This is a genomic window from Microbacterium oleivorans NBRC 103075, from assembly GCF_001552475.1.
GTDB lineage: Bacteria > Actinomycetota > Actinomycetes > Actinomycetales > Microbacteriaceae > Microbacterium > Microbacterium oleivorans.
Genome location: NZ_BCRG01000001.1, coordinates 384,082 through 402,225 on the forward strand (window position 1 = coordinate 384,082; position 18,144 = coordinate 402,225).

The following is an 18,144-nucleotide window of genomic DNA, read 5'->3' on the forward strand; positions in this document are numbered from 1 at the left end:
CGTGAGGCTTGCGGTCGTCGGTGCGGGCAAGATCGTCGCCGAGTTCCTCCCGCACGCCCGGGACATCGCGGGGCTGGCCGTCGCCGCCGTCGTCGGCCGGGAGAGCAGCCGGGACACGACCGAAGCGCTCGCGGCGAGTCACGGCATCCCGCTCGTCTTCACCGACCTCGACGACTGCCTCGCCGACGGCGACATCGACACGGTGTGGGTGGCGGTGCCCAACGTCCTGCACGCCGACGTCGCACGTCGCTCGCTCCTGGCGGGCAAGCACGTCATCTGTGAGAAGCCGTTCGTGCTGCGGACGGAGGAGCTCGCGGAGCTCCGCGCCCTCGCGGCAGAGCGCGACCTGATTCTCGTCGAGGCGATCAGCAACCAGTACCTCGCGAACGTCGCGTGGATGCGGGAGAACCTCCCGCGCCTGGGAGAGCTCCGACTCGTGCAGTGCGAGTACTCGCAGTACTCCTCGCGCTACGACGCCTTCCGGGAGGGCACTGTCCTGCCCGCGTTCGACCCGGCGGCGGGCGGCGGTGCGCTGATGGATCTCGGCGTCTACGCCCTGCACCTGGTGATCGGCTTGCTCGGCGCTCCGAAGACGGTGTCCTACACGCCCCGCATGGAGCGCGGCGTCGACACGTCCGGTGTCGCCGTCCTCGGGTACGACGGCCTGAGCGCGGTCTGCGTCGCGGCGAAGGACTCGCCGGGGCCGTGCCGCACCAAGATCCAGGGCACGGAGGGCGTCATGGTGTTCGACGGGCCGCCGAACGAGATCCCGGCCGTCGAGCTCCAGCTGCGCGACGGCACGCGCGAGCGAGTCGCGCTCGACGATGATCCGCACCGGATGACGGCCGAGTTCCGCGCGTTCGTCCGGATGGTCGACGAGCGAAACCTTGCGGAGCGCGACCGCCGCCTCGACCACAGCGCCGCCGTGCTCGACACCGCCGTGCGCGCGCTGGCGTCCGCAGGCATCCGCCTCGGTTGATCGGCGTCGATAGCCTGGCGACATGAGCGAACCCGTCCGAGCCACCGCATCCGTCGACTGGTCCGAAGGGACGTGGACCACCCCGCCGCACGCCGTCGAAGAACGGGACGGGATGCTGCGGGTCACCGCCGAGGAGGGGAGCGACGCCTGGCGGCTCACCTCCTACGGGTTCGTGCACGACACCGAGCATGCTCTCGTCGCACGGCTGCCGGACGGCTCGGCGATGGAGGTCGAGTTCGAGATCCCCTTCGAGGAGCAGTTCGACCAGGCCGGCCTGTTCGTCCGCGTCGATGAGGCTCGCTGGGTGAAGGCGGGCATCGAGTACGCCGACGGTGCTCTGCAGCTGGGCGCGGTCGTGACGGACGGCATGTCGGACTGGTCGCTCGCACCCGTGCCCGACTGGCGCGGCCGTCGCATCACGGTGCGCGTCAGCCGCGACGGCACCGCGCTCACCATCCGGGCGGGCGCCGCCGGTGAGCCGCTTCGGCTCGTGCGGGTCATCCCGTTCGACGCCGAGCTGGATGCCGCGGCGGGCCCGTTCGTCTGCGCGCCGAGCCGCGCGGGACTCACCGTGCCGTTCACGGGGTGGCGCCGCGGGGACGCCGACGCCGACCTGCACTGAGGCACCCGAACGGGGCGCCTGAGCGCCCGCGTGAGGATCCCGTGAGGACGACGCCCGGGGCCGTATGGATTCCGTGAGGAGACCCGAGCGCGTTCGCTCGGAGGTGTTCCATCAGGGATGCGCCTCACCGGCGTGCCGGCCCGTTCGGGGCCTGCGTTCCCTCGAAACGGAGCCTCACTCGTGCTCGACATCGTCTACGTCCTGGGCGTCCTCGCCCTGTTCGTGATCATCGGTCTGTTCGCCAAGGCGGTGGACCGGCTGTGAACCTCTTCGACATCGTCGCCGCAGTGCTCGCCGCTGCCGTGGTCGTCTACCTCTTCGTCGCTCTCGTGAAGCCGGAGAAGTTCTGATGACGTGGCTCCCCGCGGTCCTCACCCTCGCGACCCTCGCGCTCATCCTGGCGGTCGCCTATCGTCCCCTCGGCGACTACATGGCGTGGGCCTACACCTCGACGAAGGATGCCCGGGCCGAACGCGGTCTCTACCGGCTCATCGGTGTCGACCCGGCATCCGCTCAGACCTGGCAGGCGTATGCCCGCAGCGTTCTCGCCTTCTCGGTCGTGGGCGTCCTCGCGGTCTACCTGCTGCAGCGCACGCAGCAGTGGCTGCCGTGGTCGCTCGGCCTCCCGGCGCCGAGCGAGCACCTCGCCTTCAACACGGCGGTCTCCTTCGTCACCAACACGAACTGGCAGTCGTACTCGCCCGAAGCGACCGTCGGATACACGGTGCAGTTCGCGGCCCTCGCGGTGCAGAACTTCGTCTCGGCGGCCGTCGGCCTCGCCGTGGCCGTTGCGCTCGTCCGGGGCCTCGCGTTTCGGCGCAGCGGCGTCGTCGGCAACTTCTGGGTCGACCTGACCCGTGGCACGTTCCGCCTGCTGCTGCCCCTCTCGGTGGTCGCTGCGATCGTGCTCCTGGCGGGCGGCGTCATCCAGAACGTCGCCGGCTTCACGGACGTCACCACCGTGACCGGCGCTGCCCAGAGCATCCCGGGCGGCCCCGTCGCCTCACAGGAGGCGATCAAGCTCCTCGGCACCAACGGCGGCGGCTTCTTCAACGCCAACTCCGCGCACCCCTTCGAGAACCCCACCGGCTGGACGAACCTCTTCGAGATCGTCCTCATGCTGATCATCCCGTTCTCGCTGCCGCGGACGTTCGGCACGATGCTCGGCGACAAGCGCCAGGGCTACGCGATCCTCGGCGCGATGGGCGTCCTGTACCTCGGGTCGACGCTCGCGCTGACGGCGTTCGAACTCGCCGGTCGGGGTGCCGCTCCCGCCCTCGCCGGCGCGGCGATGGAAGGCAAGGAAGCCCGGTTCGGAATCGTCGGCTCGACGATCTTCGGGTCGACGAGCACGCTCACCTCCACCGGTGCCGTCAACTCGATGCACGACTCCTACACGGCCCTCGGCGGGATGATGCCGATGCTCAACATGATGCTCGGCGAACTCGCGCCCGGCGGTGTCGGGTCGGGCCTCTACGGCATGCTCGTCCTGGCGGTCATCGCGGTCTTCATCGCGGGTCTGCTCGTCGGGCGCACCCCCGAATACCTGGGCAAGAAGATCGGTCCCCGCGAGATCAAACTCGCGAGCATCTACATCCTCGTGACCCCGATCCTCGTCCTCGGGGGCGCGGCGCTCAGCTTCGCGATCCCCGCCGTCCGCGAAGACGTCACGAACACCTCGATCTTCAACCCCGGCATCCACGGATTCAGCGAAGTCCTCTACGCCTTCACGTCGGCGGCGAACAACAACGGCTCCGCTTTCGCGGGCCTCACCGCGAACACGCCGTGGCTCAACACGGCCCTCGGCGTCGCGATGCTGCTCGGCAGGTTCGTGCCGATCGTCCTCGTCCTCGCGCTCGCTGGCTCCTTCGCCGCACAGGACCGGGTGCCCGCCACCGCGGGGACGCTCCCCACGCACCGGCCGCTGTTCGTCGGGCTCCTCGTCGGCGTGATCCTCATCGTGACCGCCCTCACCTACTTCCCCGTACTCGCACTGGGCCCCCTGGCAGAAGGACTGATCTGACATGTCCACCCTCACAACCTCCGAACTCGCCGACGCCCCGGCGCCGACGCCCCGTCGCGGCATCGACGGTGCCGCGATCGCGGCCGCCCTTCCCGGCGCGTTCCGAAAGCTCGACCCCCGCGCGCAGTGGCGGAACCCCGTCATGTTCATCGTGTGGCTCGGTGCCGCCCTCACCACCGTGCTCGCGGTCCTCGAGCCCTTCACGGGCGGGCCGTCCGACTCGGGCGGCACCGCCGTCCCGGTGTCGTTCACGGGCATCATCGCCGCGTGGCTCTGGCTGACGGTGCTCTTCGCCAACGTCGCCGAATCCGTCGCCGAAGGCCGCGGCAAGGCGCAGGCCGAGACGCTCCGGAAGACCCGCACGAGCACCGTCGCGCACCGCGTCACGGGGTACGACGAGCGGACGGATGCCGCGGCTCAGCGCGTCACGATCGACGACGTCTCGTCGGCCGACCTCACCCTGGGCGATGTCGTCGTCGTCGCGGCGGGCGACCTCATCCCCGGCGATGGCGACGTGGTCAACGGCATCGCGTCGGTCGACGAATCGGCCATCACGGGCGAGTCGGCCCCCGTCATCCGCGAATCCGGCGGCGACCGCAGCGCCGTCACGGGTGGCACCCGCGTGCTGTCCGACCGCATCGTCGTCCGCATCACCTCGAAGCCGGGTGAGACCTTCGTCGACCGTATGATCGCGCTCGTCGAGGGCGCGGCGCGGCAGAAGACGCCCAACGAGATCGCGCTCAACATCCTGCTCGCGAGTCTGTCGATCATCTTCGTGGTCGTCGCGCTGATCCTGAACCCGGTCGCGTCCTACGCGGCGGCACCCGTCAGCATCCCGGTCCTGGTCGCGCTTCTCGTCTGCCTCATCCCGACGACGATCGGGGCTCTGCTCTCGGCCATCGGCATCGCCGGCATGGACCGACTCGTCCAGCGGAACGTCCTCGCGATGTCGGGTCGCGCCGTCGAAGCGGCGGGCGACGTGACGACGCTGCTCCTCGACAAGACCGGCACGATCACCTACGGCAACCGGCAAGCGGCCGAGTTCGTCCCGCTCGCGGGCATGGCCCAGGCCGAACTCACCCGCGCGGCCGCGCTGTCGTCCCTTGCCGACCCGACGCCGGAGGGCAGCTCGATCGTCGACCTGGCCGTCCGGCGCGGCGTCGACGTGACCGGCGAATCGCAGGGCGTCATCGTCCCGTTCACCGCGCAGACCCGCATGAGCGGCCTCGACCTGCCCGACGGCTCGTCCATCCGCAAGGGTGCCGGCTCCGCCATCCTCGGCTGGCTCGAGCAGGGCGGCACGGCGCTCGCCGCGGACGTCCGTGCCGACCTCACCTCGCGCACCGAGGCGATCTCGCAGTCCGGTGGCACGCCGCTGGTCGTGGCGACGCGGGATGCCGCCGGCACCGGGCGCGTGCTCGGCGTCGTCCACCTGAAGGACGTCGTCAAGGACGGCCTGACCGAGCGCTTCGCGGAGCTCCGGTCGATGGGTATCCGCACCGTCATGATCACGGGCGACAACCCGCTGACGGCAGCCGCCATCGCGAAGGAGGCGGGTGTCGACGACTTCCTCGCCGAGGCCACCCCCGAGGACAAGCTCGCCTACATCCGCAAGGAGCAGGAGGGCGGCAACCTCGTCGCGATGACCGGTGACGGCACGAACGACGCCCCCGCGCTCGCGCAGGCCGACGTCGGTGTCGCGATGAACTCGGGCACCTCGGCCGCGAAGGAGGCCGGCAACATGGTCGACCTCGACTCCGACCCGACGAAGCTCATCGACATCGTCCGCATCGGAAAGCAGCTGCTCATCACGCGCGGGGCGCTCACGACGTTCTCGATCGCGAACGACATCGCCAAGTACTTCGCGATCATCCCGGCCATGTTCATGGGTGTCTTCCCGCAGCTCGGGGCCCTCAACGTCATGGGGCTCCACTCCCCGGCATCCGCCGTCCTCTCGGCGATCGTCTTCAACGCGCTCGTCATCGTCTTCCTCATCCCGCTCGCCCTCCGCGGCGTGAGCTACCGACCCGGCGGCGCGTCGACGATCCTCGGCCGGAACCTCGCCGTCTACGGCCTGGGCGGTGTGATCGCCCCCTTCATCGGGATCTGGCTGATCGACCTCCTCGTCCGCCTCCTCCCCGGCTTCTGATCCGAAGGACATCCCGCTATGAACAGCACTTCCCGCGCCACCGGGCGCACCGTCCTCGTCGCCGTCCGGGCGATGGTCGTCCTCACCCTCGTCCTCGGCGTCGGATACACCGCCCTCATCACCGTCATCGGCCAGGTCGCCCTGCCCGCGCAGGCGAACGGCTCGCTCGTGCGGAACGCCTCGGGTGAGGTCGTCGGCTCGTCGCTGATCGGCCAGTCCTACACGGATGCCGACGGTGCCGCGCTCCCGCAGTACTTCCAGTCCCGTCCGTCCGCCGCCGGCGACGGCTACGACGGCGCGGCATCCTCGGGCTCGAACCTCGGCCCCGAGAACCCCGACCTCGTCGCCGCGATCCGGGAGCGCAAAGCGGCGATCGCCGAGCGCGAGGGCGTCGCGGAGTCCGCGGTCCCCGCCGACGCGGTGACGGCCTCCGCCTCCGGACTCGACCCGCACATCAGCCCCGCGTACGCTTCGATCCAGGTCGACCGCGTCGCCGAGGCCCGGACGCTTCCGGTGTCGGAGGTTCGCAGGCTCGTCGCCGAGCACACCCAGGGCCCCGACCTCGGGTACCTCGGCGAGCCGACCGTGAACGTGGTGGAACTCAATCTCGCCCTCGACGGGCTAGGAGGCTGACAGTGGGCGGACGCGGACGGCTGCGCGTACTGCTCGGCGCAGCCCCCGGCGTCGGCAAGACCTACGCGATGCTCGAAGAGGGTCGACGCCTGACGAGCGAAGGCGCCGACGTCGTCATCGCCGTCGTCGAGACCCACGGCCGCACCGCGACCCAGCGGATGACCGAGGGGCTCGAGCAGGTGCCCCGGCGCGAGATCACCCACCGGGGCGTGACGCTGACCGAGATGGACCTCGACGCGGTGATCGCGCGGCATCCCGGTGTCGCCCTCGTCGACGAACTCGCCCACACCAACGCGCCCGGCTCCGAGAAGGACAAGCGCTGGCAGGACGTCCAACAGCTGCTGGATGCCGGGATCTCCGTCATCTCGACCGTCAACATCCAGCACATCGAGTCGCTCAACGACGTCGTGGAGCAGATCACCGGGGCGCCGCAGCGCGAAACCGTCCCCGACCAGGTGCTGCGCGCCGCGGACCAGGTCGAGGTCATCGACCTGGCACCGCAGGCCCTCCGCGACCGTCTCGCCGGCGGGCTGGTCTACCCCGCGGAGCGGGTGGATGCCGCGCTCTCGAACTACTTCCGACTCGGCAACCTCACGGCGCTCCGCGAGCTGGCGCTCCTCTGGCTGGCCGACGAGGTCGATCAGGCGCTCACGTCCTACCGCGCCGAGCACGGCATCGACAGCAGGTGGGAGGCGCGGGAGCGCGTCGTCGTCACCCTCACGGGAGGTCCGGAGGGCGAGACGTTGCTCCGCCGCGGCGCGCGGATCGCGGCGCGGTCGGCGGGCGGGCAGCTCCTCGCGGTGCACGTGACCAGCAACGACGGCCTCCGAGGCGGCGACCCGGGCGCGCTCGCCGAGCAGCGGGCGCTCGTCGAGAAGCTCGGCGGCACGTTCCACCAGGTCGTCGGCGACGACGTGCCCACCGCGCTCGTCGAGTTCGCCCGGTCGGTCAACGCGACGCAGCTCGTCCTCGGCGTGAGTCGTCGCAGCCGCCTCGCGGCGGTCTTCTCGGGCCCGGGCATCGGCGCCACCGTGATCCGCGAATCCGGTGACATCGACGTGCACATCGTGACCCACTCGGCCGCGGGCGGTCGGTTCGCCCTGCCTCGCTTGGGCGGTGCCCTCTCGATGAAGCGGCGCCTCGCGGGGTTCGCGGTGGCCTTCCTCGGTGGGCCGCTGCTCACCTGGCTCCTCTTCCTCACCCGCACCGACGAGTCGATCACGAGCGACGTCCTCAGCTATCAGCTGCTCGTCGTCGTCGTCGCGCTCGTCGGCGGTATCTGGCCGGCGCTGTGGGCTGCCCTTCTGAGCGGCGTCACCCTTGACTTCTTCTTCGTCGAGCCCCTGTTCACCGTTCACGTCCACGAGCCGCAGCACCTGCTCGCATTGGCGCTCTACGTCGTCATCGCGATCCTCGTGAGCGTCGTGGTCGACCGCGCGGCGCGCCAGACCCGCGCCGCCCGGCGCGCGGCCGCCGAATCGGAACTCCTGCAGACCGTCGTCGGCAGCGTCCTGCGGGGCACCGGCGCCGTCGAAGCCCTCGTCGAGCGGACCCGTGAGGCGTTCCGCCTCGCCGGCGTGCGCCTGGTCTCGGGTGACACGACCCTGGCCGCCAGCGGTGAGCCTCTCCGCGGCGGTCGGCACACGGCTCTCCCCGTCGGTGACCGCGCCGTCCTCGAACTCCACGGACACGACCTCCGGGCGTCCGAGCGTCGCCTGCTCGCCGCGATCGTCGCGCAGATGGATGCCGCGCTCCAGCGCGAGGACCTCGCCGAGGTCGCGAGCGGCCTCGCCCCGCTCGAGGCCTCCGACCGGGTGCGGAGCGCGCTGCTCTCGGCGCTCAGTCACGACCTCCGCCGGCCCCTCGCCGCGGCGACGGCGGCCGTCGGCGGGCTCCGCAGCGGCACCTACAGCGATCAGGACCGCGATGAGCTGCTGCAGACGGCGGACGAATCGCTCGGCATGCTCGCCTCGCTCGTCACCGATCTCCTCGACGTCAGCCGGTTGCAGGCCGGCGCCCTCGCCGTCTCGCTCCTGGCCACGGATCCCGCCGACGTGATCCTCCCGGCGCTCGAAGAGCTCGGCGCGGGCCCGGCATCCGTCGACATCCATCTCGAACCGGATGCCGCGGTCCGCGCCGACCCGGTCCTCCTGCAACGCGTGGTCGTGAACCTCCTCGCCAACGCGCTGCGTCACTCGCCCGAGGGGCGCAAGGTCCGGGTCGCGACGAGCAGCTTCGGCTCGGCGGTCGAGATCCGGATCATCGATCACGGCCCCGGCATCCCCGCAGAGCGTCGCGACGACGTGTTCGTGCCGTTCCAGCGGCTCGGCGACACCGACAACAGCACCGGCCTCGGTCTCGGGCTCGCCCTCTCGAAGGGGTTCGTCGAGGGGATGGGCGGTACGCTCACCCCCGAAGACACGCCGGGCGGCGGACTGACGATGGTCGTCTCGCTTCCGGTGGCCGACGAGGAGGAACGCCCGTGAGGATCCTCATCGCCGACGACGACCCGCAGATCGTCCGTGCGCTGCGCATCACCCTGGCGGCCCGCGGGTACGAGGTGTTCACCGCCGCCGACGGCGCGCAGGCCATCGCCGCCGCGGTGGATCACCACCCCGACATCTTCCTTCTCGACCTCGGGATGCCGGAGCTCGACGGCATCGAGGTGATCCACGCGATCCGCGGCTGGTCCGAGGCGCCGATCCTCGTGGTGTCGGGACGGACCGGCGCGGCCGACAAGGTCGACGCGCTCGATGCCGGGGCCGACGACTACGTCACGAAGCCGTTCTCGATCGACGAGCTGCTGGCACGGATCCGTGCCCTGACACGTCGGGCCCCGCAGCAGGAGCCCGACCCGGTGACCGAGTTCGGCTCGATCTCCGTCGACCTCGCTGCTCGCAGTGTGATGAAGACCGTGGACGGTCACACCGAGCGGGTGCGGCTGACGCCGACCGAGTGGCAGTTGCTGGAGATCCTGCTTCGCAACCCCGGCAAGCTCGTCACCCGCCAGACGATCCTCACGTCCATCTGGGGGAGCGAGCACGTGAGCGACACCGGCTACTTGCGTCTCTATGTGTCCCAGCTGCGGCGCAAGCTGGAGGACGACCCCGCGCAGCCGCGCCACATCCTCACCGAGGCGGGCATGGGCTACCGCTTCGAGCTCGGCGACACCCTCGGCTGACACGTCGGCGGAGGAGGCGCAAGCCCCTCCCTCCTCGGCATCCCACCGACCAGGCTCGCCGGGAACCTGAGGAGGACTGATGAAGGCGATGACCTATCGCGGACCGTCGAAGATCCGCGTCGACCGCAAACCCGACCCCGTGCTCGTCCACCCGAACGACGCCATCGTGCGCGTCGAGCTGGCGTCGATCTGCGGCTCCGACCTGCACCTATATCACGGCATGATGCCCGACACCCGCGTGGGGCACACGTTCGGTCACGAGTTCATCGGCTGGGTCGAAGAGGTCGGCTCGTCGGTACAGAACCTGAAGCCGGGTGACCGCGTCATGGTGCCGTTCAACATCTTCTGCGGGTCGTGCTTCTTCTGCGCCCGCGGGCTGTACTCCAACTGCCACAACGTCAACGCGAACGCGACGGCCATCGGCGGCATCTACGGCTACTCGCACTCGTCGGGCGGCTTCGACGGCGGACAGGCGGAGCTCGTGCGGGTTCCGTTCGCCGATGTCGGTCCGCAGGTCATTCCCGACGACATCGCCTCAGAGGACGCACTGCTCTTGACCGACGCGTTCTCCACGGGATATTTCGGCTCCCAGCTCGCCGACATCGTCGAGGGCGACACCGTCGTGGTGCTGGGGGCGGGCCCGGTCGGTCTCGCCGCCGCGCGTTCGTGCTGGCTCATGGGTGCGGGCCGTGTGATCGTCGTCGACCACCTCGACTACCGTCTGGCAAAAGCTCGCGACTTCGCATTCGCCGAGACCGTCCACTTCGGCGAGGTGGACGACATCGTGCTGACGCTGAAGAAGATGACCGACGGCCTCGGCGCGGACTCCGTCATCGACGCCGTCGGCGCCGAAGCGGACGGCCACGTCCTGCAGCACGTCACGGCCGCCAAGCTCAAGCTGCAGGGCGGCTCGCCGGTCGCGCTGAACTGGGCGATCGACGCGGTCCGGAAGGGCGGCACCGTCTCGGTCATGGGTGCATACGGCCCCCTGTTCAGCGCCATAAAGTTCGGCGATGCCATGAACAAGGGGCTCACGATCCGGGCCAACCAGGCACCGGTCAAGCGGCAGTGGCCGCGCCTCATCGAGCACATCCGCGCCGGTCGCATCGCGCCGCGCGAGCTCATCACCCATCGCTTCGAGCTCGACGACATCGCGGAGGGTTACCACGTGTTCTCGTCGAAGCTCGACGGCATCATCAAGCCCGTCGTCACGTTCGGCGCCTGAAGCACCCCGAGGAGGAATCATGCCGTACACCGCAGACAAGCCCGGCCAGACCCCTGATCCCGACGAGCTCCGTCGCCGCATTCCCGGCTGGGGTGCCGACCTTGACCCGACCGATCGTCCCGCCTTCCCGAGGGAGCAGCCCGACATCGACACCGGCGCCCACTGGGACCTTCCCGAGCAGCAGACGCACGGGGAGGGCCGCGAACGCTCGATCGAGCATCAGCGCCTCACCCCCGTGTTCGGCACCGCGCAGCCGCTCCACGGTATGTCGGGCGCGATCCGACGCCTCGCTTATGCGCGATACAGCGAGGGGCAGACGCCGCACTGGATGCTGCTGATCCTGGGCGACCGTGTCGAGTCGTCGGGTGCGCACGTGAGGTCGCTGTTCTCGCGGCATCCCGATGACCCCGTGACCCAGTCGGGCGTGCTCGGAGAACGCGGGCGGCGGCCGATCGCCTCACGGTTCGGACGTGGCCGTGTCGATCTGAAGCACGCGTGGATGGACCCGTTCCTCGTCGTCGGCCCGTGGGTCGTCGCCACCGTGGTGGTCTTCCGGATCGGGCGCGCGGCCTTCGTGCCGGCATCCCGCCGCCACCGCTGACGCGCAGGTGCGACACGCCTGGGCGGATGGAGCCGCGCGACGAAGGAACCGGCACGATCGAGTCGCTCTGACCGAGGATGCCGGGTCTCGCCGAGCCACGGGTTAGCGTGGTGCGGGCACCGACCGGGGGAGGGCGCAGATGGCCGCACGCCGCACGACCCCCTTGGTGCGCGCGCACCGTCGCCGGTTCGCTGCGCTTGCCGTGGGGCTCGGCATCGCGCCGGCAGCTGTCGTCGTCCTCCTCGCCGCGTGCCTGCCGACGGTCTCAGCGCCCGCTGAGCGGCCCCTGCCGCCCGTGTCGTCCCGGTGGGCGACGACGCCGCCGCCTGCCCTCGCCGTCGCGGGAGCCGACCCGTCCCGGGCTCCTGCGATCGACCTGGTCGACGGTGAGTGGGCGGCGAGCGTCGCCGGGGCCACGGGCATCCCTCGTCGAGCCGTCATCGCCTACGCGGCGGCGGATCTGACCGTCGCGCACGAGGAGCCAGCGTGTGCGATCGGCTGGACGACGCTGGCGGGCATCGGCTGGGTCGAATCGCACCACGGCTCGTATGGCGGGGCCACGCTCGACGACAGCGGTCTGGTGAGCCCGCGCATCCTCGGTCCGCGCCTGAACGGGGACGGGGTCGGCGCGATCGAGGACACGGACGGAGGGAGCCTCGACGGCGACGACCAGTGGGACCGCGCCGTGGGGCCGCTGCAGTTCATCCCCGAGACGTGGCGGCGATGGGGAGCAGACGGCAACGCCGACGGCACGCGCGATCCGAACCACATCGACGACGCTGCTCTGGCCGCCGCGCGCTATCTCTGCAGGTCGGGTCCCCTGGAGTCGGAGCGCGCATGGCGAGATGCCGTGTTCACGTACAACCCGCTGACCCGTTACATCGACGACGTCGCGACCCGGGCGAACGAGTATGCGCGGAGCGTCTCGCCGGGCTGATCCGGTCAGCTGTCCTTGCGCTTCAGTGATCGGCTGGAGTCAGCGGAGTCGGGGTCGACGCCTGGCTGGATCTGCTCGATGGGAACAGGTTCGTCGCCTGCCGCCGCATTCGACACGCTCTCGATCGGGTCCTCTTCGGGCGTCTTGTGATCGGTCATCGCTGCTCCTCTGATTGCCGGGAAAAGGTGAGGCCCCGGCGATAAGCCCGATCGCCGGGGCCTGTCGTAGACGTGGGAGCGGATCGGTGACCCGAACACCTTTCGACTCGACCATCTGCCGCCTACTTACCTTGCGGTTATCACGCTAGGCGGGCGGCCTCCAGAGCCCGGGGGGATTGACGGCGCGCCTCCCGCTCTGCTAGCCACTCGGCACCGGCTAATCCCCGCCCGGGGCGGTGTCAAGCCCCTCGGCAGGCCGTGACCCCGGAGGGATCGTGAGGAGCGCAAAGGCTTGGCCCCGTGCCCGATCGACGACGATCGTCGCACACGAACCTCGGAGGTGCGCCATGAGTGCCGACCCCGTTCATCAGCTATCGCTGCAACCCCTCTCGTCGTCGACCTGGCGGCTCTGCGACACCCGCGTGGCGAGTTCGGACGCAGCGAGCGTCCTGGCCTACATCGAGGCGGCCGACGAAGGCGGGTTCGACGTGACCTGGGTCTACGGCGGCGCGGGCACCGCCTGGTTCCCGACGATGGACGAGCTGCTCAATGGGGCCGTCCGCCACCTGGTGGCCTGCGCGTCCCGCCGCGGCAAGCCGAAGCCGATCGCCCACCGGCCTCCGCTCGCCGCGCTCTAACCGTCCCACCGGGGACGTGTCAAGAACGTGACAATCGGCCCTCGAGGTCAGAGGCTGGACATTTCCCGGCCGCATCCGAGAGGACCCGATGACCCGCATCGACATCTCCTACGGCGGGCAGCGTTACAGCGTCGGTAACCGCACGGTCGAAGAGCTCCACCGCGAGATCCAAGAAGGCGCCCGCACGGGGCAGCACTGGCTCGCCGTCAATGACGGGGAGGGGAGTGCGAGCCCCGCCTACCTCTTCATCACGCCGGGTGTCCCGATCGCCGTCATCCCGGTCCCGGAACCTCACGATCCTCCGAGCGAAGGAAACGGGACCCCCTTCCCGGAGTCCGAGCCCGAGGGGTTCTCGCCGCTTTGGAACGGCCCGACGATCCACCCCGGACGCTCCCCTCGGTTGTGACGCCTATCGGCGGTTCCGGAGCGGGTCAAGGGGATGACGCGTGACCCCCTCTCCGCGCACACTGGGTGCCATGAGCGATGCGAAGGATGCCGGTCAGCCCGGCGAGGTGGTCCAGAACGAACCTGCCATGTCGCAGAACGACGCCGACGCGGGTCAGAAGCTCGACGGCATCATCGTGCAGACGCGCGCCGATCTCGCCGGCCAAGACGGCGTCGACCCCGAGAACGTTCTCGCGCAGCGCTTGAGCGACGCGGGCATCTCGCTGTCCGACGACGAGATGGCCGCCGCAGTCGCCCGACTGGACGGCTGAGACCTGCGCGTCGCGTCCGAAATATCACCGCCTCTCAGGCGACGCAACCCGCTGCCGTCCGGTGGCTCGCCGTCCTACCGTTGAGGCATCCACGATCCGCGAAAGAAGGGTGTTGTTCCCCATGACGACCACGCAGACGAAGCCCGCCACCCGCAACAAGCGCCGTCCCGCCAAGTCGGGGGCGCAGCTGACCGAGGAGCAGAACTCCGAGCGCGGGTTCAGCGCCTCTCAGAAGCTCAGTGACAACCTGCAGGCCGTCCTCGTCGACCTCCTCGAGCTTTCGATCCAGGGCAAGCAGGCGCACTGGAACGTCGTCGGCAAGAACTTCCGCGACACGCACCTCCAGCTCGACGAGATCATCGACGCGGCACGCGAGTTCAGCGACACCGTCGCCGAGCGGATGCGGGCCCTCCACGCCGTGCCCGACGGTCGAAGCGACACCGTGGCCGAGACCACGACGCTTCCCGAGTTCCCGCACGGCGAGGTGCTCACCTCCGACGTCATCGACCTCGTCACCGAGCGTCTCGAGGCCGTCATCGGCACCTGCCGCGACGTCCATGACGAGGTCGACGACGAAGACCCGACGAGCGCCGACATCCTGCACAGCATCCTCGAGAGCCTTGAGCAGTTCGCGTGGATGATCAGCGCCGAGAACCGTACGCCCCGGTAATGATCCGGTGGGAAAGTTCATCTACGACAGCACGCTGAAGGTCGACTTCGACGACCGTGCGCTCGCCCACCTGCAGGTGGTCATCATGTCGAAGCTCCGTCGCGGCGAGTCCTTCCACTTCACGTGGAAGGACGACGCCGCGATCGGAAACGGTCGCACCAGCATTTGGCTGCATCCGCGGTGCACGCTGGTGTTCAAGTTCTACCGGGGTCAGCGCGAGCCGCTGAACCTCGCCTGGGTGGACGCGCTCACCGCTGTCGCGAACTCCCCCACGGGCCTGTACATCGTGCCCGAACCTGCTGCGGCGGAACGAGAGGGTGTGGGAGCGTGAAACGGATCGACGTGCACTACGGGGGCGCGCTGTACAGCATCGGCGAGGAGTCCTTCGAGGACTTCGCGGCGCAGGTGTCGGCAGCTCTCGAAGCTGGTCACGGGTGGATCGTCGTCAACGACGGTGAAGGGGCACCGCGCCCTGCGCACCTGCTGATCTCACCCGGTGTGCCGATCGCCCTCATCCCGATTCCCGACGAATCCTCGCCTGAGCCCGAGGACGCAGCCGACGGACACTTCATTCCGTGACGTGCGAGTCCGGTTCGTCCTCGAACATCCGCGCCGACAGCTGAATACCGCCGGACGAATTGGCGGATGCCGCGAGCTCCTCGATCCACTCCCGGTTGAGCGTCGGCGGCTCGGCGTCGTCGAAGACGAAGCGGAGCGGGATGGCGGGGTGGAGCCAGATCGTGGTGCGTCCGAGGGGCGAGTCGTCGGGATGCTGCCACGAGACCGTGAAGCTCTCCGAACGACGGAGCTTCGTCGCCACGACCACTTTCAGGTGAGCAAGTGCGCGGTCATCGATGCGGATGGGCATCGCCGAGCCGCCGTAGTAGATCAGGCCCATGGGGACACCATAATGGGAAGACGTCGCCTTGATACCGAGACGACACGACGAGAGGGTCGCAGTGGGCAAGTTCATCTATGAGGATTCCATCAAGGTGGACTTCGAAGACCGCACACTCGCGCACCTGCAGCAGGTGATCGGCAACAAACTCCGCCGCGGCGAGTCCTTCCACTTCACGTGGCGTGATGACAAGAGCATCGGCGAGGGCCGCACGTCGGTCTGGCTGCACCCGCACGCGTCGCTCGTCTTCAAGTATTACGGCAGTCGCCAGTCGCGCATCAACCGCGCCTGGTCCGAAGCGCTCATGTACGCGGCGAACTCGCCCGCGGGTCTGCACCTGGTTCCTGAGCCCGCTGACGCCGGCGACGGCGAAGCGAGCGTCTGACCGGCGGCATCCGCCCGTACACGAACACACCGCCCCATCAACGCCGTGGGGGGAACGGCGGATAGGGCGGCGCGAGGGCGTTCGCTCAGCGAGCGACGGTCAGACCAGGAGTGGTGGAGTTCCGAAGCGCTCCGTGAAATCAGCGGCGAGGGCGTCCTCGTAGGCGTCGGCCTCGTCGCTGAGCTCAGGGTGGGTCACGCTGCGGCCACCGAGCGGCGTGCCTCGGTGCGAGCTGCGGAGATCTCGGGGATGTCGAGATCGGCGTCAAGCACGAGGCCACCGTTCGAGGTGGCCTGGTCGGCCATCTCGCGGAGCGTCGCGGGGTTCAGAGCGATGGCCGCGGACTGGTCGTAGACGAACCGCAGGGGGATCGCCGGCTGGAACCAGAGCGTGGTGCGGCCTTCGCCGTCACCGGCCGTGCCCTTCCACGACACGACGAAGCTCTCGCTGCGGCGCAGCTTGGTCGTCGCGATCGCGGCGAGGTGGGCGAGGATGCGGTCGGGCATGACGATGGGGGATTCGACGTTCCCGTAGTAGAGGCTTCCCATGACGTTCTCCTGGTGTGGTGCGTGGTGCGTGGTCAGTGGTGAGCGGGCTGCGCCGTTGTGCGGTGCGGTCGCTGTCGTGTGAAGGAGGCGAAGAGAGGCGTCCACCATCCCGTGCGCTGCTCGGGGATGAGCGCGACCCCGATCGCCGAAAACGGCGCCGAGAGAGGCTGTGCGGGTGGAGGAGTCATCTGTCCGTTCCTGAATTACTAGCTAGGTAATAGATCTAGTGGATTTCACATCTCATGTCTATCATTGATTTCGAGAGTGACACGAACTGTCACAGATTCAGACATGTAAGGTGGTGAAGTCGATGGAGCTGCTCGACTCGTACGATCCCGTGAGCGTCCGCGAAGAACTCGCGACGTGGCATGAGGTCGAGGCGGGCTTCTGGGTCGGCAATACCCACGGCCGGTTCCTCGGAACCGTCGAACAGAGCCCCACCGGTTGGATCACCCGAGATCACGCCGGGGCTGTCGTGGGGAAGTATCCGGATGCAGCAACGGCTCGGGCGGCGATCGGATGATGTTCGACAACCGTCACGAGCCGAGGAGTTGACATGCCTCAGTCGATAGTGCGCCATGAGCACACCCACCTGTACGCCTCGCAGCCTCAGACCGAGGCAGGGCGCCAGTTGAGCAGCGCCATCCTCGAGCTCCGCCACGCCGAGCAGGTGCAGGCGGACCGATCGCAGCGCATCTCAGGCCTCGGCGGCATCGACCTGGCCGCACTGCGTTATCTCGTGCAGGCCCGCCGCGAAGAGCGGGAGATCAGCCCGAAGGACTTGATCGTGATGCTCGGCACCTCAAGTGCAACGGTCACGAATGTGATCGAGCGCCTGGTCAGCAAGGGCTATGTGACCCGCGAGCAACACCCGACCGACCGGCGTGCGCACTATCTTCTGCCGACAGACTCGGCCAACGATCTCGTCGACGAGGTCTACGGAGCGCACCATGCTGCGGTGGTGTCAGTCATCGACAGCCTCGACGAGCGTGAGGCAGCGACCACCGCCGAGACCATCCGACGGGTTGCCGCTGCTCTCGACGCCCTCGCTCGCCAGTCCTGACGGGCGAGTCGCGGCGGCTCAGATAGCGGTATCCGGGCCCAGACTGTGCCAGGTGCGGTTGTGGTAGACGAGCGCCGCGTCGGAATCGCGGGCGATGTTGGCCTGGATGGCGTGGGCTGCGATGACGGTCGAGCCGCCGGCGTCCATCCGATCGATGACGGCGCACCGCACCCACGCGCGGACCCCGTTGTATACGGTCTCGCCGGTCACGAGTCGTGACCACGGCAGCTCGGCGAAGCGGTCGATCCCACTCGTGGCGCCCACCTGCGCGACTCGCAGGTCGTCGGCGTCGAGAAGATGCACCACGACGGTGTCGGCCGCCGCGAGGACGGATGCCGCGGAGGACTGCGCCGACACGGAGAAGATCAGCAGCGGCGGGTCGGCGCTGACGGACGACACCGAGGTCGCCGTCAGGGCGACGGGTCCGTGACCTGCGTCAGCCGTGATGACGGCCACACCACCGGGGTGTCCCCGGAAGACGGCTTTGAATTCGTCAGGAGACAAGGACTCCGTGAACCCGGGGGTGGAGGGTTCGCCCGGTCCGGCGTGTGCGGCGGAAGTCATACATCGAACCTACGATCGCTCGGACGGTGTGCGGGCCATGTGTCCGAACCTTTCCTTCTGTTGCGGGAGATGACGAGTCGACACGAACGGGGCGCGGATGCCGAGCGTCCGCTACTCTGGTCGGGTGCTGACCCTTCGCTGTTGTCGTCGCTGA

At 69.2% G+C, this 18,144-nt stretch carries 25 protein-coding genes; 21 read left to right on the forward strand and 4 right to left on the reverse strand.

All coding sequences use genetic code 11. The annotated features are described in order from the left end of the window. Position 1 precedes the first annotated feature (1 nt). The 12 genes from MO1_RS01710 to MO1_RS01760 all read left to right on the forward strand — a co-directional run bounded on the left by MO1_RS01710 (position 2) and on the right by MO1_RS01760 (position 12,350). On the forward strand, positions 2-979 hold the full coding sequence (locus MO1_RS01710; RefSeq protein WP_060915039.1) for a Gfo/Idh/MocA family protein: 978 nt from the start codon (positions 2-4) through the stop codon (positions 977-979). Positions 980-1,001: 22 nt separating this feature from the next. After that, positions 1,002-1,601, forward strand: a complete 600-nt coding sequence (locus tag MO1_RS01715) for a DUF1349 domain-containing protein (RefSeq protein ID WP_060915040.1) — start codon at positions 1,002-1,004, stop codon at positions 1,599-1,601. 117 nt (positions 1,602-1,718) lie between these two features. After that, the gene (locus MO1_RS14680; RefSeq protein ID WP_164499353.1) at positions 1,719-1,865 is read left to right on the forward strand and encodes a hypothetical protein; all 147 of its coding nucleotides are present in this window, start codon (positions 1,719-1,721) and stop codon (positions 1,863-1,865) included. Further along, entirely contained in the window at positions 1,862-1,951 is a 90-nt protein-coding gene (gene kdpF / locus MO1_RS01720; protein WP_036310411.1) for a K(+)-transporting ATPase subunit F, read from the forward strand. Before MO1_RS14680 ends, kdpF begins: the two co-directional genes overlap by 4 nt. Further along, positions 1,951-3,624, forward strand: coding sequence for a potassium-transporting ATPase subunit KdpA (kdpA, locus tag MO1_RS01725; protein ID WP_060915041.1), 1,674 nt, complete (start codon positions 1,951-1,953; stop codon positions 3,622-3,624). Before kdpF ends, kdpA begins: the two co-directional genes overlap by 1 nt. Before the next feature lies 1 nt (position 3,625). After that, positions 3,626-5,773, forward strand: coding sequence for a potassium-transporting ATPase subunit KdpB (gene kdpB, locus MO1_RS01730; RefSeq protein WP_036310408.1), 2,148 nt, complete (start codon positions 3,626-3,628; stop codon positions 5,771-5,773). Positions 5,774-5,791: 18 nt separating this feature from the next. Further along, positions 5,792-6,406, forward strand: a complete 615-nt coding sequence (kdpC, locus tag MO1_RS01735) for a K(+)-transporting ATPase subunit C (protein ID WP_060915042.1) — start codon at positions 5,792-5,794, stop codon at positions 6,404-6,406. A 2-nt stretch (positions 6,407-6,408) separates the two neighbouring features. Beyond that, complete coding sequence (locus MO1_RS01740; protein ID WP_036310404.1) at positions 6,409-8,892, forward strand: sensor histidine kinase; 2,484 nt, start codon at positions 6,409-6,411, stop codon at positions 8,890-8,892. After that, on the forward strand, positions 8,889-9,587 hold the full coding sequence (locus MO1_RS01745; protein WP_060915043.1) for a response regulator: 699 nt from the start codon (positions 8,889-8,891) through the stop codon (positions 9,585-9,587). The genes MO1_RS01740 and MO1_RS01745 overlap by 4 nt, the downstream gene beginning before the upstream one ends. Positions 9,588-9,666: 79 nt before the next feature. After that, positions 9,667-10,812: a zinc-dependent alcohol dehydrogenase gene (locus MO1_RS01750; RefSeq protein WP_060915044.1), complete on the forward strand. Its 1,146-nt coding sequence runs from the start codon at positions 9,667-9,669 to the stop codon at positions 10,810-10,812. A 19-nt stretch (positions 10,813-10,831) separates the two neighbouring features. Continuing rightward, complete coding sequence (locus tag MO1_RS01755; RefSeq protein ID WP_060915045.1) at positions 10,832-11,413, forward strand: hypothetical protein; 582 nt, start codon at positions 10,832-10,834, stop codon at positions 11,411-11,413. Positions 11,414-11,552: 139 nt separating this feature from the next. After that, on the forward strand, positions 11,553-12,350 hold the full coding sequence (locus MO1_RS01760; protein WP_036310396.1) for a lytic transglycosylase domain-containing protein: 798 nt from the start codon (positions 11,553-11,555) through the stop codon (positions 12,348-12,350). Positions 12,351-12,355: 5 nt separating this feature from the next. Here MO1_RS01760 and MO1_RS14685 read toward each other — a convergent pair whose 3' ends face one another. Next, positions 12,356-12,508 (reverse strand): hypothetical protein, encoded by a 153-nt coding sequence (locus MO1_RS14685; protein WP_164499352.1) that lies wholly within the window; start codon positions 12,506-12,508, stop codon positions 12,356-12,358. Positions 12,509-12,855: 347 nt separating this feature from the next. Between MO1_RS14685 and MO1_RS01765 the strand changes: the two genes are divergently transcribed. The 6 genes from MO1_RS01765 to MO1_RS01790 all read left to right on the forward strand — a co-directional run bounded on the left by MO1_RS01765 (position 12,856) and on the right by MO1_RS01790 (position 15,111). Then, the gene (locus MO1_RS01765) at positions 12,856-13,146 is read left to right on the forward strand and encodes a hypothetical protein (protein ID WP_060915046.1); all 291 of its coding nucleotides are present in this window, start codon (positions 12,856-12,858) and stop codon (positions 13,144-13,146) included. Positions 13,147-13,234: 88 nt separating this feature from the next. After that, a complete protein-coding gene (locus tag MO1_RS01770; RefSeq protein WP_036310389.1) occupies positions 13,235-13,552 on the forward strand; it encodes a hypothetical protein in 318 nt (105 codons plus the stop codon). A 70-nt stretch (positions 13,553-13,622) separates the two neighbouring features. Further along, positions 13,623-13,862 (forward strand): hypothetical protein, encoded by a 240-nt coding sequence (locus MO1_RS01775; RefSeq protein ID WP_036310387.1) that lies wholly within the window; start codon positions 13,623-13,625, stop codon positions 13,860-13,862. A gap of 121 nt (positions 13,863-13,983) precedes the next feature. Continuing rightward, positions 13,984-14,532 (forward strand): Dps family protein, encoded by a 549-nt coding sequence (locus MO1_RS01780; RefSeq protein WP_036310385.1) that lies wholly within the window; start codon positions 13,984-13,986, stop codon positions 14,530-14,532. A 7-nt stretch (positions 14,533-14,539) separates the two neighbouring features. Then, a complete protein-coding gene (locus MO1_RS01785) occupies positions 14,540-14,863 on the forward strand; it encodes a DUF7882 family protein (protein ID WP_060915047.1) in 324 nt (107 codons plus the stop codon). Next, positions 14,860-15,111: a hypothetical protein gene (locus tag MO1_RS01790; RefSeq protein ID WP_036310382.1), complete on the forward strand. Its 252-nt coding sequence runs from the start codon at positions 14,860-14,862 to the stop codon at positions 15,109-15,111. Before MO1_RS01785 ends, MO1_RS01790 begins: the two co-directional genes overlap by 4 nt. Here the strand turns inward: MO1_RS01790 and MO1_RS01795 are convergent. After that, positions 15,101-15,430 carry a DUF7882 family protein gene (locus tag MO1_RS01795; protein WP_036310380.1) on the reverse strand — a complete coding sequence of 110 codons (330 nt, stop codon included), beginning with the start codon at positions 15,428-15,430 and terminating at the stop codon, positions 15,101-15,103. The two genes, MO1_RS01790 and MO1_RS01795, sit on opposite strands and share 11 nt — an antisense overlap. Positions 15,431-15,491: 61 nt before the next feature. Between MO1_RS01795 and MO1_RS01800 the strand changes: the two genes are divergently transcribed. Further along, the gene (locus MO1_RS01800; RefSeq protein ID WP_036310378.1) at positions 15,492-15,815 is read left to right on the forward strand and encodes a DUF7882 family protein; all 324 of its coding nucleotides are present in this window, start codon (positions 15,492-15,494) and stop codon (positions 15,813-15,815) included. Positions 15,816-16,009: 194 nt separating this feature from the next. Here the strand turns inward: MO1_RS01800 and MO1_RS01805 are convergent, their stop codons facing one another. After that, the gene (locus MO1_RS01805; protein WP_036310376.1) at positions 16,010-16,363 is read right to left on the reverse strand and encodes a DUF7882 family protein; all 354 of its coding nucleotides are present in this window, start codon (positions 16,361-16,363) and stop codon (positions 16,010-16,012) included. 298 nt (positions 16,364-16,661) lie between these two features. Between MO1_RS01805 and MO1_RS01810 the strand changes: the two genes are divergently transcribed. Together MO1_RS01810 and MO1_RS01815 are read left to right on the forward strand one after the other, a co-directional pair. Beyond that, on the forward strand, positions 16,662-16,886 hold the full coding sequence (locus tag MO1_RS01810; protein ID WP_036310373.1) for a hypothetical protein: 225 nt from the start codon (positions 16,662-16,664) through the stop codon (positions 16,884-16,886). A 33-nt stretch (positions 16,887-16,919) separates the two neighbouring features. Then, positions 16,920-17,426 (forward strand): MarR family winged helix-turn-helix transcriptional regulator, encoded by a 507-nt coding sequence (locus MO1_RS01815; protein ID WP_036310371.1) that lies wholly within the window; start codon positions 16,920-16,922, stop codon positions 17,424-17,426. A gap of 18 nt (positions 17,427-17,444) precedes the next feature. Here the strand turns inward: MO1_RS01815 and MO1_RS01820 are convergent, their stop codons facing one another. Further along, the gene (locus tag MO1_RS01820) at positions 17,445-17,990 is read right to left on the reverse strand and encodes a flavin reductase family protein (protein ID WP_036310370.1); all 546 of its coding nucleotides are present in this window, start codon (positions 17,988-17,990) and stop codon (positions 17,445-17,447) included. Between the last annotated feature and the right edge of the window lie 154 nt (positions 17,991-18,144).